This is a genomic window from Caldanaerobacter subterraneus (assembly GCF_004345675.1).
Taxonomy (GTDB): Bacteria; Bacillota; Thermoanaerobacteria; order Thermoanaerobacterales; family Thermoanaerobacteraceae; genus Thermoanaerobacter; species Thermoanaerobacter subterraneus.
In genome coordinates this window covers 72,356-85,745 of record NZ_SLWU01000001.1, presented here as the reverse complement: position 1 = coordinate 85,745, position 13,390 = coordinate 72,356, and the positions used below count along the sequence as shown (strand labels likewise).

Sequence of the window (13,390 nt, the reverse complement as noted above, 5' to 3'; positions counted from 1 at the left end):
TAACCATTTTCTCACTCCTTTTCTAATGTCTGATAACTTTCTATTATTTTTACAACTTCATCACCACCTTTCGCTTTTAAAATTTCTTCAAGTAAATTTTCGTTTTGAATCATTTCAACAAGTCGCTGCAATAGCTCTACTTGACTGTGAGCTGCATTTAGAGCTATCATAAATACTATATTTACATTTACATCTTCTTGAGGATTAGCCATATTTTTAAATACCACTGGCTTTGAGAGAGTAGCTACTGCAATTGCAGGTTTTAAAACATGTTCTGGATCTGTATGGGGAATAGCAACATTATTGCCATTTAAAAGAAGCCCTGTGGGAAAATTCTTTTCGCGGGTCATTATCCCTTCTAAAAAACTTTCTTTTACGTACCCATTCTCTAATAATTTATTAAAGAGAACCTCAAAAACTTCTTCTTTGTTATTGGCCTGTAAATTAGTAACAATCAATTCTTTGTGGAAAAACTCTGTAAGCTTCATCAAATACAACCTCCTCGTTATCTCGCAAATTTTATATAGCAAGAATTATGCCATCTTTTTGACATGTATTGTACTAACTCGTAAGAATCTCTCTTACTTCATCAGGATTTCGCGCTCCCTTCAATTTATTTATGCTATTTTGATCTGTTAAAACATGATATAGATACATAAAATACTCTTTCGACTCCTCTTTCAACGCTATCATAAATACTAAATCTGCCATGAGGTCCTTTTCCCAATATATAGGCTCTTTCAATTTTGCAATAGCTATGGCTGGTTTTATGACATGTTCTGGGTAACCATGGGGTATGGCTATTCCATCGTTTAAAATAGTAGCTCCCATAGCTTCCCTTTTATATACGCTTAATAAAAACCTGTCATCCACATATCCTTTTTCATAGAGTTTTTCTGCCAGCAAATCTATCACGTCGCTTTTGACAAAAGCATCTACATCTAAGAAAATTAGCTCCTTGTCAATTACCTCTTTTAGCGGATTTTCCTTTTTAAGCCCTATTATCTTCTTTATCTTTTCTACCCCATCTCCTTTTAAAACTTCTTCTACAGATATGAAGGGTATACTTTCTATGCCGGGATTTATTGTACCTACAAATGCTGCCACATCATTTTCTTTTCTTATTTTTTCTATCTCTTTTGCTATATCCTCTTGTCTTAGCATACCGACAGGAATTACTTTGTAATTTTCTTTAAGTTCTGGAATCAAATCTTCAATGTACTTTTTTATTTTAAGGGCTGTACCTTCTCCAGTTATACATACTGTCACAATAGCTTTGGAAGGCTTTTTGTCAAAAAGTGTTTCTACCTTCCCTACATATGACTTTTCACTGTCTATAGCATCTGCTATTTCATCTAAAGTAGTCTCAGGTATAATAGCTCTTCTCACTGCCTCTAACACCATCACAGTATCCACTCTTGCTACAACTCTCGTAGGTATTCCAGTTCTTTTTGTTATAATTTCACCAAAGGTTACAAGAGAACCCATATCTACTAGTATAATGCAACCCTTACCTTCATCTATTCTTTTTACAACCTCAATTGTCCTCTCAAGAACTTTTTCGGGTTTTTCATCTAAAGCCATGTCTATACCTATAGCATGATTAACTCCCAAAAGCCTATTAGCCACCTCTGCCATACTGCTTGCCACATGTCCGTGAGTCAAGACAATTACCCCCACTCTTCCCCCTTCCACGGGCTTTTCTCCTGAAAAAGTCTTTAAGTACATAGCTATAAACCCTATCTCTTCCTCGGGAAGCTCAATTCCAAGCTCTTTATTTATTTCTTTAGCCATAATCTTAGCTGTGGAATACTCCAAAGGATATTCTCTGATTATGTTCTCCAGTTGAGGATTAAAGATGGGCTTGCCGCCCAATATCCTTTCATACGTCGCGCTCAAGTGAATAGCAAGAGAGTAAAAGAGATTATCCTCCAAATTCTTAAAACTTCTCTTAGCGATTTCATAGGCTTTTTCGACTGCATTCACAATCTTTTCTCCTACTACATTTACAAGCTCTTTCTTTGAAATTGAAATGCTGGTTTTAACACTTGCAGCAAATTTTTTAAGCTCTATCTCCATTTCCTTGCTTAGAATTTTATCTATTTCTTCTTTTGTAAGCCCCTGTCTTTTTAAGTCAATAAACCTTTCTTCTATAAATTGGTATATTTCGTCAGGAAGCATATACCTGTCTTCTTTTGGAAATATTTTTACCTTCTTGTCAGGATAGACGACAAGGTCCTCTCCCAAATACCTTTCTATTTCAGGATCTCTTTTATTCAGTCTAAAGAGGCCCATTTTGACGTGATTTGGAAGGTCAGAAACATCCACAACTAAAGAAGAACTTTTACTACCAAGTGACGCTAGAAAGCTTTTTGCGCAGGCAACCTGAATATCACTCCGCAATTGTCCTAAATTACCTGGGCACTCATATAGCATCAAAGCCTTTAAAGCCTCTTTTTTAATCACAATAGTCTTATTAAGACGCACAGATTCCTTTGTGAAAAAGTTATAGATTATCTCATATCTTTCATGAGGAGGTCTTTCGGAAAGAGATGGAAGTTCAATCAGAACAGGAATTCTTCTTCTAAAAGTCAGAAGAAGTGCTGATTCTGGATTTTCAGTGGTAGCAGCAATGAGCATAATTTGCGCTTCTCTAGTACTCTCTGTTTCCCCTAATCTCCTAAATTTGCCTTTATCTAAAAGATAAAAGAGTATTTCTTGCCCTTCACTAGGAAGCCTGTGAACTTCATCCAGAAAAAGTATGCCTCCATTTGCTTTTTCTACTAACCCTCTTTTTTCTGTATCAGCTCCGGTAAAAGCTCCTTTGACGTACCCAAAGAGCTGTGCCATTAGAAGTTGTGGATTATCTGCATAATCGGCGCAGTTAAACACAACAAAAGGAGCACCTTCTTTAAAGCGGCCTGATTCTACTGCAAAATTGTACATAGCTTCAGCAAGCTGGCTTTTTCCTGCTCCAGGGGGACCTACTATCAAAGTATGAAGACCATGGGGAGGATAAAGTACTGCTGCTTTTGCTAAACTTATCTGTGCTTTAAGACTTCCTTCACTGCCAATTATATCTTTGAAAGACAATATCTCTTCTTTTTGACTTTCTACATCTTCTTCTGGTACAAAGTTTTTAAGATATACCTTCCTTTCCACTTTTATTTCTTTTAAAATTTCTTTTTTCAGCTGTGACACTACAAATCGAGATATGTTGTAGCCTAAAAGATTTAGCTTTTTAGTAAGATTTCTATCTGAAATACTTGGGTCTTCTTCAATTATTTTCTTTAAATCTTCTAACAAATAGGGTTTTCTTCTTTCCCTTGAATCAGGGATATTGTTTTTAAGTCTAAATTGCGTAACGTCTTCTCTTTTGATATTAAGAAGAGCAGCAATTTGCTCATCAGTCAAAGGATTTTTCTTATCTTCTTTTTGTATAATTTCGAAAATCCTATCCAGCATAATGAATGCCTCCCCCTTTACATTTCACTTTGCAAAAAGTATACCACAAATGTGGCATGAATTGTGGCGAATATTTAGTAAACTAGAAAACTCATGAACAAAATTTTTTAGATAAAATAAAAAAGACCTTGAAGTAGGTCTTGTGGAATAAAACGTAAATGGTCATTCCTAAATTTAATCCTCAGAACAAATAGGATAAAAGAAAAACTACTTTAATTCTGCAAAAGCTGCCATACTTCCTGTTATGCCTTTATCTCTCCTGTAAGAATAAAACTCCAGATTGCAGGAAGTGCATATGTGGCTTACAGTGATGTTTTCATCAGGTATCCCATTTTTTACAAGTTCGATATAATTAGCATGTTGCAGATCTAATAGCCATTTCCCATCAGACTTTTTAACAAGAACCTCTTTCCAGTCCTCAATCGCTTCTTTTACTCTTTCTGCCACATCTTCCCCCACTTCATAACAACATTTGTATATGGAGGGGCCTATTCCTACCAGTATGTCTTTTGGATTTGAACCATACTCCTTTCTCATCACTTCTACTGTATTTGGTCCAATATAAGCCACTGTTCCTCTCCACCCTGCATGAGAAAGAGCGACAACTTTTTTAACAGGGTCTAAGAAAAACAAAGGCACACAATCGGCATGAAATGTAACAAGTGGAATTCCTCTCTCGCTAGTTACAAGCCCATCTACTCCTATAATATCATTTTTTCCAAAATTTTTGCCCCTATCTTCATATGTGATTTTTCTCACTACATTACCATGGACCTGGTCAGAAAAAACCATGTTTTCACATGTAAATTCCCCTATTCTGCATATTATCTTGAAATTTTCGTATACCTCTTCTTTCGAGTCATATCTTTTAAGGCTCAAGTTTAAAGAAGCAAATTTGCCCTTGCTCACACCACCTATTCTCGTAGTAAAAAGGTGCTTAACAATTCCTGTCTCTTCAAAGGAAGGTATAGTGTAGAAAACCACTCCATTTTTTTCATTTCTCTTAAAGCCTATCTTCAACGACACCCGCTCCTTCTACTCTTCTTTTTTATCTTCCACACCTTTTTTCTCTTTTTCTTCCTTTATCCCAAAGATTTTATCCGTCCACTTTATAAAAAGCACCTGTATAAAGAAAAGCAGTGCCACTGTTATCATTGAAATTATAGGAATTATTATAAAATACTTTTCCATTAAATTCCTCTCCTTTGTAGATACTCCCTTTCTATTAATATAATACAACAAACGTTATCAAAAATCATTAAAAATTTTAAAAAAATAGCAGGATAAACCTGCTATTTCAGTTCTATGAGCTCATAATCTCTAGTACCTAAGCCAATCTCTTCTCCGTATTTTAGCTGCAGCTCTCCTTTAGTCTCGGGATGAAGCGCTTTAAACTTGTCCTCTCCCGGATCCATTCCATACCCTGCTTCTTCCAAAGCTGTACCTCTATGTCCAAATTGCTGGTTTACAAGGTCATAGCTTGCCTGGTCTATAGCAACAGGGTCAAAAGAAGCCAGTATCCCAACATCAGGAACAATTGGCGCATCGCTCCAGGGAGTACAGTCGCAAAGCGGTGTGACATTCATCACAAAGTTTATAAAAGCGATTTTACCTTTTTTAACAGAATATGCCCCATAGGCGTATTCTGTCATCCTCTCTATAAAAGCGTCCATATCTGTTCCCCATTGAGGCTTAATAACTCCATACTGGCACATTGAAACGCATTCTCCACACCCTATGCATATTGAATGGTCAATATAGGCAGAACCGTTAACCAAAGATATGGCACCTACAGGACAATTCCTTATACACATCTGACAGGCGGTACAGCCTTTGCCCACTACAGGCTTTACAGTGGAGTGCTGCTGCTGTTTCCCTGCCGCAGGAGCGCATCCCATGGCCAAATTCTTTATAGCACCGCCAAATCCCGCAAGTTCATGACCTTTGAAGTGAGACATGACAATCATGGCGTTAGCATAGAATATGTCAGAAGCTATCTTTACTGTATCAAAGTGCTTCTTGTTAATTTTTACCTCAATGGAGTTTTTGCTCAAAAGTCCGTCTGCTATTATTATAGGAGCATTTACAACAGCATAGGCAAAGCCATTTTCAATGGCAGTAACCAAATGGTCTACCGCATTGGAACGACTGCCTTTGTAAAGAGTGTTTGTATCTGTCAAAAAAGGTTTTCCGCCGTAGCTCTTGACCTTGTCCACTATTTTTCTTACGTATATTGGATGTATGTAAGCATTGTTCCCTTTTTCTCCAAAGTGAATTTTTATCGCTACCAGGTCATTTTTGTTTATTATGCTTTTAAAGCCTGCCAGGTCAAAAATTCGCGCCACCTTTGAAGCCAAACTGCTGGATGCCTTATCTGCCCTCATGTTATAGTAGTACACTTTTGCCTTCATTGACTATCCCTCCTATAATCTAACAAATTTAGCATTTATAAACTTAATTCCTTTTTTGAAATAATTAAAGGCATTTTTATCACTTAATAGAACAATTGGAATATAGACCAAAGCCCCAACTATTATGGTCATAAAAAGTGTTAAGGCCTCATAAATCTTTTTATCTGGAACTCTAGCTGTTAGGTGGTTGTAAACAAAATATACAGTAATTCCCATTACTAGAGAAGCCCCCATCGCTTTTAAAAAGCTTATAAGCATTTGTTTTCCATTTATACTGCCAATCTTCTTTTTCAAAGAGTTAAAAAGAAGAAAAGTAGCAAATATTGCAGCGATAGAAGTGGAAAGGGCAAGTCCTCCTAGTTCAAGATACCTCACCAGTATTAAATTAAGGATTATATTTACCAAAACCGCCAAAGCTCCATTTATCATAGGAGTTTTTGTATCTTTCATAGAATAAAAGCTCCTACTTAAGACATCTCTTAAGCCATAGGCCGTCATGCCTATAGCAAAGTAAAAAAGTGCAATGGAAGTAAGATAGGTAGACCTCTCATCAAAAGCTCCTCTTTCGAATAAAACCCTTATTATGGGGACTCTAAGCACCATCGCTCCTATAGACACCGGCAGAAGTATGTATAAAATTCCGCTTACTGCAAAATTAAGGCTTTTTACAAACCCTTCTTTATCTTCCTGAACGGAATGCCGCGACAGGACAGGGTATATTACAGTGGTAATTGCTGTAGAGAAAATCCCCAGTGCAAACATATTTAATCTGTTCGCATAATTTAAAGCGGCAATACTTCCATCCGGCAAAAAAGAAGCAATTACTCTATCTACATAAACATTTATAGTCTGTATCCCTGTGCCAATTAAAACAGGAATCGCTAATACAATAACCTTTTTTACGCCTTCATCTTTAAAGTTTATTTTCAGCCTAAAGCGATAGCCCAATTTATACAAAACAGGCAATTGCATCAATGCCTGAATAAATGTCGCAAATATTATGGAGTAGGCTATTGCAATTATCCCAAACTTATGAGCGTATAAGATAGCCGCTCCGATCACCACAATGTTATAAGGAATGCCTATCATAGCAGGCACAGTAAAATGCTCCATTGCCTGAAGTGCGCCAGTAAAAATGTTGGAACTCGCTATTAAAACCATTGTAGGCAAAAGTATCTCTGTAAGCTTAACAGTAAGTTCAAACTTTTCCCCTGTAAAAGCCGGAGCTACAAACTTTACAAGATAAGGAGCAAATATAATTCCAATAAAAGTTAAAACAATAGTTACAACACCTACTGTACCTAACAAATTGTTTATGAAATCAAAAGCTTTCTCCTTACCCTCTTTTTGATAGTATTCGGTGAAAATAGGTATGACAGTTGTAGCAATAGCAGCTGTGACTGCTGCAAATAATATCATAGGGATCACAGTTGCCATGTTGTAAGCATCCATGAATACAGAGGTGCCAAATTTAGCAGCCAAAGTCACATCTCTAAAAAAACCAAATATTTTGCTTATAAGGGTCAAGACCATTATGAGAGAAGCTGCCTTCACTGTCTTTTTAACAGTAGACATACTGCCACACCTACTCTTCAGTCATCACAAACATGAGTTCAGCAGTAGCTGCGATTTCCTCTCCCACTTTTGCAACGCCTTTAGCTTTGACTAATCCCATCCTAATTGACTCTATTGAAACCTCTAAGATGAGTTGATCGCCTGGCCGCACAACTTTTTTAAAGCGGCATTTATCAATGCCTGCAAAAAGCCCCAGCTTCCCTTTAAACTCTTCTACATTCATTACAGCAATCCCTGCCACCTGTGCTAGCGCTTCCACAATCAAAACTCCCGGCATTATGGGGTTATCTGGAAAATGCCCTTGAAAAAAGGGCTCGTTAGCTGTAACATTCTTTATCCCGACAGCTCTTTTCCCTTCTTTAAGCTCTATTATCCTATCTACTAGCAAAAAAGGGTATCTGTGGGGAAGAATTTTTCTTATGTCTTTGTTTTCCACTCATCCTTCACCCCGCGTATTACTTTCAGTTGATATTCATTATACCACAAGTTGCAGAAAAAACAAAAAAGGGCTTTTCACCCTTTAAACCTTTTTAGAAAGTTGGTTGTAAATCTCTTCTGCCAATCCAAAGCCTCCACTTTGCGCCATCAATTCCGCATATTTATCATAAAGCATTGAAGTAAATATATCATTGGCCAAACTATTTCCCGTTAGGGGGTCTTCTGGAATTGTCTTTTTCATTTCTTTCAGCATAAGGCTTATAAAACTTGCTTCTAATTGCTTACAAGCTTCCATGAGCTTTTCTTTATCTTTTTCCTTCATCGCCTTATCGATTACCTTTTCGAAATCCTCCACCTGCTGATTGCCCCAGAGAGGAAGCATATTTTTTATAGCACCTTCAATAGGGTTTATCTCCATCTATTTTCCCCTACCTTCTCAAATTGTTGGCAATCCCCAACATTTCATCTGCTGCCTGTATAGCCTTTGAGTTTATCTCATAAGCCCTTTGGGCAGCAATCATATCCACCATTTCTTTCACTACCTGTACATTAGAGGTCTCTAAAAAGCCTTGCATTACTTTGCCCATTCTTCCTTCAAAGTCATCTCTAGTACCCGGCTGTCCTGAAGCTTCTGTCGCTTCATACAAGTTGTTACCAACGCTTAAAAGCCCTTGTGGATTAGTAAAGTTGTATATTCCTAGTGTCGCAACTTCTTGAGTAGTGCCATCAGGATTTTTTACCTGTATAACTCCCAAAGGAGACACAGTTATATCATTGACATTTCCGTCAAACACAATCGGGTTATTGCTGTCATCCAGAACAGGATAGCCATCGGCAGTCACAAGCATAAGGGTATTCCCATCAGGGCTTAATTTGAAACTTCCATCTCTTGTATAGTACACCTTGTCATCAGGTCCCAAAACCGCAAAAAAACCGGGCCCGTCCAAAGCCAAATCCAGCAGATTGCCTGTCTGGTAGAGATTGCCTTCAGAAAAGTCCTTTACTACGGCAGAAGGTCTTACACCTACTCCTACCTGCATATTGACAGGACGCCCTTGACCGCCGTAGACATTTTCCCTCTGCAGAGTCTGATATATTAAATCCTTGAACTCTGCCCTATCTCTTTTAAAAGCAGTTGTGTTAACATTTGCCAAGTTATTTGCAATTACGTCAACATTGAGCTGTTGGGCAGTCATTCCAGTCGCTGCAGACCACAAAGCTCTCATCATACACTCATGCCCCCTTTACACTCTCCCAACTTCGTTTACCGCTTTCCCTAGAGTCTCGTCAAAAGCAGTTACCACTTTTTGATTTGACTCATAATTTCTCATCACGCTTATCATGTTCACCATCTCTTTTACAGAGTTCACATTAGACCCTTCTAAAAATCCCTGCTTTATTCTGCCTGTAGCTGGAATAATTTGAGTATTTACAGCATTATCCAGATAAAATAAGTTATCTCCTTGCTTTCTCAAAGCATCATAATTGTCAAAATCCACAATTCTCAGCCTGTCCACCAACTGGCCATTGTTTATAATATTTCCATTCTCATCGACTGAGACATCTCCTTGGGACAGGCGTATTGGTCCATTTTCTCCCAAAACTAGATACCCGTCCTTTGTAACCAGATATCCATCGGCATTCATTGTAAAAGCACCATCTCTGGTATACCTTTCCCCTTGAGGGGTATTGACCACAAAAAAGCCATTTCCGTCTATTGCAAAATCCAGTTTCCCTGTAGTCTCCATGAGAGGTCCTTCTTCAAAAACCGTGTGAAAAGTGTCTATCAAAACTCCGTATTCTATTCTACCCACTTTTCTGTCAGGAGGGACGTTGTCTCCTCCCTCTCTTATCGTCTCAAAATTTGGAAAAGATGACAAAACTACTACGTCTTTTTTGTATCCAACCGTATTTACATTTGCCAGGTTGTTTGCCAAAACGTCCATCACTTTGGTCTGGGCAAGCATACCAGAGGCGGCAGTGTACAAACCTCTTATCATCGAATCACCTTCTCACCTTATCTTATGAATGTCTATCACAGTTTCCGATTTTTCAAGAAGTTCCAAAGATTCTAATGCCTTCCCTGCTCCCAATGCCACGCAACTTATAGGGTCATTTGCAAGGTACACAGGTATCTGCATTCTTTCTCTTAACAGCCTGTCCATCCCTTTTAGCAAAGCCCCTCCTCCTGTCAGCACCATCCCTTTATCGCTTATGTCCGCTGCAAGCTCTGGAGGAGTTCTTTCCAGCACACTGTGAACAGCTTCTACAATCTGCTCGAGGGGCTCTTGCAAAGCTTCACAAATTTCACTGGAAGTGACTTCTACATTCTGTGGAAGGCCTGATAACAAGCTTCTCCCCTTTACTACCATTTTTTCTTCTTTTCCGTCAAAATATGCTGTACCTATGTTTATTTTTATCTCTTCTGCCATCCTCTCCCCTATTATTATGTGATACTTCTTCCTCATGTACCTTATAATAGCCTCGTCAAAGTTATCCCCTGCCACTTTGATATTTTTAGATACCACAGCACTTCCCAAAGAAATTACGGCGATATCAGTGGTACCCCCTCCGATGTCTACTATCATATTACCGCTGGGCTGGGAAATATCAAGCCCCGCTCCAATTGCGGCTGCAATAGGCTCTTCTATGAGATAGGCTTTTCTGGCTCCTGCCTGCAGTGCAGCGTCTATCACGGCTCTTTTTTCAACCTGTGTAACTCCACTAGGTATGCATATCATTATCCTGGGTCTTATCAAAAATCTACTGCCACAAGCTTTGTTTATAAAATACCTGAGCATTTTTTCAGTGATGTCATAATCAGAAATGACTCCTGCTCTCAAAGGCTTAATAGCCAGAATATTTCCTGGAGTCCGGCCTACCATCCTCTGGGCTTCTTCTCCTACTGCCAGGATTTTGTTGGTATTCCTGTCTATTGCGACAACTGATGGTTCGTTTAATACGATCCCCTCTCCCCGCACGTAGACCAGGACAGATGCCGTACCAAGGTCAATCCCTATGTCTCTTGAAATCGCAAACATCAAAACTCACCTTTCTCATGTATTTCGACACAAACGGCATCTACTTTAATTATCGACATCGATGCCGAAATGTTTAATCTATCATAAATTATTTAATTCGATACAAACTCCCAAATTCCTTTTTATTTTACGAAATTTTATTATTGAGCTTTTGGTATTTCATTTTTGTGGCTTTTCCTCCTCTTATATGCCTTTCTGCCTTGTTTTTGCTCAAGACCTCCCTAACTTCCTTGTAAAGCTCAAAATTTATCTCTGGAAGCCTTTCAGTGACATCCTTATGGACTGTGCTTTTGCTCACACCGAAAACTTTTGCCGCTTCCCTCACTGTGGCTTTATGCTCCACTATGTATTTTGATATTTCCAGAGTCCTTTCTTCTATATAATCTTTCAAAACTACAACCCCCTTTAGACTTTTTCAAATCTCATTAATATGTATATGCCCGAAGAAAATCATTAGAATACTATTTCAAAAACAAAAAAGGCCTGAATACAGAGTATCCAAGCCTTTTTTTCACTCGCCAAAATAGGGGGTTGGATCGATGGGAACTTCATTCTCCCTCAGTTCAAAATGAAGATGAGGCCCTTCAGCTATTTCAAATTTAGCCGTATCCCCTACTTCACCTATTTGCTGCCCTTTTGTAATTTTATCTCCTTCTTTCACTTTTATATTATCACCCAAACTCGCGTACACCATTTCCCATATTCCATTTTTTATGACCACTGTGTTACCCAACTTGGGGTCCTTGTACACCTTACTGACTATTCCGCCTGAAGCAGCCACCACTGGCTCTCCTAATTTACCTGCAATGTCTATTCCTTTGTGAGTTGTCCATTCATTTAAAGTCTTAGAATACACTAATTTGTCCTTTGCAAATTCCATTACCACTTTGCCTTCCAAAGGCCTTAGCAATACCAATCTAGTTGATATAGAAGTCTTCTTATCTGTCTTTGCAGGAGAAGGCGTGACAGTCAATTTTTTCGCCTCTGTTGAAAACACTTCTTTGGTTTTTATTTGCTCAGATTTTGCTTCAGGCTCTGCTTCCTTTTTCTCTGGCTCCTTTTGAGCTACATTGAAATCTTGCCCTACTGCCGGCTTTTCTTCTTTTGCTCTCTTCATCTCCTCTTCATAGTCATAGTTTAAGTTGCTCTCCACTGCAGAATTTATTTCTTCCTGCTGCGCCTTTCTAATCTCTTCTAATTTTTTTAAGTTGCTATCAGTAACGTAAACTGCTGTAGCAGCGATTACCACAATTGAGAGGAAAAGCACTATGTAAAACCCTTTTCTGTCAAAGAACCTAAGAAAATTTTCTCTGTTTATCCTCATAAATTCTCACCTCCAAATGGTATTTTAACCACTGTGGAGGCTGTTTATACAAAAAAATGAAAGGTTGTCTAGTGTTTACCTTTCAACAAATCCTCAATTTTCACTATCTCAATTCCCTGATAGTAGTATTTTAATATCTCATCAAACTTTTTCCCCTCTTTTGCTAATGCATTAGCTCCATACTGGCTCATTCCCACTCCGTGACCGTAACCTATCACCGTTATTACAATGTTCTCTCCTTGCTTGCTGAAGGTAAAATTTGTAGAATTAAGCCCAAAAAGCTCTTTTATCTCTTTCCCCTCAAAAGTTACATCCCCAATTTTTAAAGTTTTTACATGACCTGCCTGTGTCCTTTCTATGTCCTTTATTTCTGACAAAATATCCTTGCCGGTCAATTTCAAAGAAGGTTGCCTTTCTTTTAATTTTTTTACAAAGTCAGCCTGAGAAACAACTACAGTAGTTTTGTACTTTGAAGCTACTTCTTCCCCCGGAGATACGACGCTTCTTAAATAGGGTATCTTTTTCTGCCAAACATCTTCAGAGTTTTCAGTCCTGCCACCGCTTATTGCGTGATATACAGGCAAAATCAAAGCATCCTGATACACCATCACAAATCCTCTTGTTGAATCCACTGCCTGGGATATCTTGCTATAGTATTTTTCAAAGTTTTCTCCCCATTTTTCCTTAAGCTCCTCTACGGATTGCCAAGCCTGACAATGTTCGGGGTCTGTACACACATCAGCCCCTTCATGCAAATCACAGCCCTTCCCGCCTAAAACTACCTCTTTTGCCAGGGCATAAGTCCTTGCTGCAACTGCTTGAGCTTTTAAGGCTTCTATTTCAAACTCCGCAGGCATCTCTGCCGCCACAACACCTTTTACATAATCTTCTAGCTGCATTTCTTCAATTTTATTCTGATTTGTAATAAAAACTCTTATAACTTCATAAGGGGGGAGTTTGTCAAGCTTTACTGATTTACCTCCCTCAACCAATACTAAATTTTCTTCTACTGAAACCTCATGAGTTGAAAAGCCAAAAATTACAATGGAGGGCAAGATTATAAGGCTTAAGAAAATGGACAATACCCCGTAAAGTAGATATCTCATCTTCCTCTTGGTTACCCAAACTGTACAAAA

The 13,390-nt window shown here is 38.4% G+C and carries 14 protein-coding genes; all 14 read right to left on the bottom strand.

Going from position 1 to position 13,390, the window contains the following annotated elements; translation table 11 throughout:
• Positions 1-11 precede the first annotated feature (11 nt).
• Positions 12-488: a PTS sugar transporter subunit IIA gene (locus tag EV203_RS00445; RefSeq protein ID WP_031313992.1), complete on the bottom strand. Its 477-nt coding sequence runs from the start codon at positions 486-488 to the stop codon at positions 12-14.
• 73 nt (positions 489-561) lie between these two features.
• Positions 562-3,465 carry a sigma 54-interacting transcriptional regulator gene (locus EV203_RS00440; RefSeq protein WP_132038825.1) on the bottom strand — a complete coding sequence of 968 codons (2,904 nt, stop codon included), beginning with the start codon at positions 3,463-3,465 and terminating at the stop codon, positions 562-564.
• A gap of 207 nt (positions 3,466-3,672) precedes the next feature.
• Complete coding sequence (gene pgeF, locus EV203_RS00435; protein WP_022587532.1) at positions 3,673-4,485, bottom strand: peptidoglycan editing factor PgeF; 813 nt, start codon at positions 4,483-4,485, stop codon at positions 3,673-3,675.
• A gap of 15 nt (positions 4,486-4,500) precedes the next feature.
• Positions 4,501-4,656, bottom strand: a complete 156-nt coding sequence (locus tag EV203_RS13350; protein WP_022587533.1) for a hypothetical protein — start codon at positions 4,654-4,656, stop codon at positions 4,501-4,503.
• A gap of 101 nt (positions 4,657-4,757) precedes the next feature.
• Complete coding sequence (locus EV203_RS00430; RefSeq protein WP_043883728.1) at positions 4,758-5,876, bottom strand: DUF362 domain-containing protein; 1,119 nt, start codon at positions 5,874-5,876, stop codon at positions 4,758-4,760.
• Positions 5,877-5,888: 12 nt separating this feature from the next.
• The gene (gene murJ, locus EV203_RS00425; protein WP_132038824.1) at positions 5,889-7,451 is read right to left on the bottom strand and encodes a murein biosynthesis integral membrane protein MurJ; all 1,563 of its coding nucleotides are present in this window, start codon (positions 7,449-7,451) and stop codon (positions 5,889-5,891) included.
• A 10-nt stretch (positions 7,452-7,461) separates the two neighbouring features.
• Entirely contained in the window at positions 7,462-7,887 is a 426-nt protein-coding gene (fabZ, locus tag EV203_RS00420) for a 3-hydroxyacyl-ACP dehydratase FabZ (RefSeq protein WP_022587535.1), read from the bottom strand.
• 84 nt (positions 7,888-7,971) lie between these two features.
• Entirely contained in the window at positions 7,972-8,307 is a 336-nt protein-coding gene (locus tag EV203_RS00415; protein ID WP_022587536.1) for a rod-binding protein, read from the bottom strand.
• Positions 8,308-8,317: 10 nt separating this feature from the next.
• Positions 8,318-9,118 (bottom strand): flagellar basal-body rod protein FlgG, encoded by an 801-nt coding sequence (flgG, locus tag EV203_RS00410; protein ID WP_132038823.1) that lies wholly within the window; start codon positions 9,116-9,118, stop codon positions 8,318-8,320.
• 15 nt (positions 9,119-9,133) lie between these two features.
• Complete coding sequence (flgF, locus tag EV203_RS00405) at positions 9,134-9,889, bottom strand: flagellar basal-body rod protein FlgF (RefSeq protein ID WP_132038822.1); 756 nt, start codon at positions 9,887-9,889, stop codon at positions 9,134-9,136.
• A 12-nt stretch (positions 9,890-9,901) separates the two neighbouring features.
• Entirely contained in the window at positions 9,902-10,930 is a 1,029-nt protein-coding gene (gene mreB, locus EV203_RS00400; RefSeq protein ID WP_009609604.1) for a rod shape-determining protein, read from the bottom strand.
• A gap of 127 nt (positions 10,931-11,057) precedes the next feature.
• Positions 11,058-11,321 (bottom strand): sporulation transcriptional regulator SpoIIID, encoded by a 264-nt coding sequence (gene spoIIID, locus EV203_RS00395; RefSeq protein WP_011024671.1) that lies wholly within the window; start codon positions 11,319-11,321, stop codon positions 11,058-11,060.
• 120 nt (positions 11,322-11,441) lie between these two features.
• Complete coding sequence (locus EV203_RS00390; protein ID WP_132038821.1) at positions 11,442-12,254, bottom strand: M23 family metallopeptidase; 813 nt, start codon at positions 12,252-12,254, stop codon at positions 11,442-11,444.
• A gap of 68 nt (positions 12,255-12,322) precedes the next feature.
• Positions 12,323-13,360, bottom strand: a complete 1,038-nt coding sequence (gene spoIID, locus EV203_RS00385; RefSeq protein ID WP_132038820.1) for a stage II sporulation protein D — start codon at positions 13,358-13,360, stop codon at positions 12,323-12,325.
• Positions 13,361-13,390 lie beyond the last annotated feature (30 nt).